Annotated in this window: 1 protein-coding gene; it reads left to right on the forward strand. The window is 67.8% G+C overall.

From position 1 onward, the window contains the following. On the forward strand, positions 1-1,293 hold a 1,293-nt coding region (locus tag ACFQ0E_RS19130; protein WP_386826621.1), incomplete at both ends, for a condensation domain-containing protein.

A 1,293-nucleotide genomic window follows, 5' to 3' on the forward strand; every position in this document is an offset into this window, starting at 1 on the left:
GCGAGGGCGGCCAGCTGGTGTTCGTGGGACGCGCGGACCACCAGGTGAAGGTGCGCGGCTACCGGATCGAGCTGGGCGAGGTGGAGTCCGCGCTGCGCGGCTGCGAGGGCGTGACCGGCGCGGTGGTGAAGGTGGAGGACGAGAGCCTGCATGCGTACGTGTCGCTGTCGGGCACAAGTGTGTCTGAGGTGGAGGCGTGGTTGTCGGATCGCCTGCCGGGTTACCTGCTGCCCTCGGGCTACGAGGTGGTGGAGGAGTGGCCGCTGACGCGGAGCGGGAAGGTGGATCGTGGCGCACTGCGTCGTGGACATGCGGCGGCGGCGAAGCGCCGGGGTCCGTCGAACGAGGTGGAGACGGCGCTGCTGGAGATCTGGTCGACGTTGTTGAAGAGCGATGAGATCGGCGTGACGGACAATTTCTTCCAGCGCGGGGGTCACTCGTTGCTGGCGACGCGTCTGGCGAGCCAGATCCGCAAGCGTTTCGAGGTGGATTTCACGCTCAAGAGCCTGTTCGAGCTGCCGAGCATCGAGGAGCAGGCGCGCCTGATCCATGCGCAGAAGTCGGACTCGGAGTCGTCCGATGTGTCGTCGTCGTCGCGGCTGTCGCCGATCATGCCGGTCGGCCATGACGGGCCGGTCGGATTGTCCTTCGCGCAGAATCGCCTCTGGATACTGTCCGAGCTGGAGAATTTCAGCTCTGCCTACAACTCTTCGATCGCCATCACCATCGATGGCGAACTGGACGTGCGTGCGCTGGAGCGTGCGCTGTCGGGCCTGATCGATCGCCATGCGGTGCTGCGCACGGTGGTGCGGATGCACGACGGCGAGCCGATGCAGGAGGTCCTGCCCGAGCCGGTATTCGCGCTGGACGTCAACGATGTCGCTGTGCTCGCGCCGGAGGCCCAGGACGAGGCCATCGCCGCGTTGGCACGCGACAGCGCGGCCCGGCCGTTCGACCTGGGTCGCGATCTGATGCTGCGTGCCTGCCTGGTCCGTCGTGCCGAACGCGCGCACGTGCTGGTACTGACCCTGCACCACATCGCCTGCGATGGCTGGTCGATGGCCGTGCTCACCCGCGAACTCAACGCCCTGTACCGCGCCTGCGCGGTCGGTGCCGCGGACAGCCGGCCGGCCTTGCCGGTGCAGTATCGCGACTATGCGCACTGGCAGCGTCAGTGGCTGCAGGGCGAGGTGCTTGAAGCGGCACGCGGCTACTGGCTGTCGCGCCTGGACGGCATGCCGCAGGTGCACCAGCTGCCGCTGGACAGGCCGCGTCCCGCGCAGCCGAGCTATC

It is taken from the genome of Lysobacter brunescens (assembly GCF_042677005.1).
Classification (GTDB): Bacteria; Pseudomonadota; Gammaproteobacteria; order Xanthomonadales; family Xanthomonadaceae; genus Lysobacter_I; species Lysobacter_I brunescens.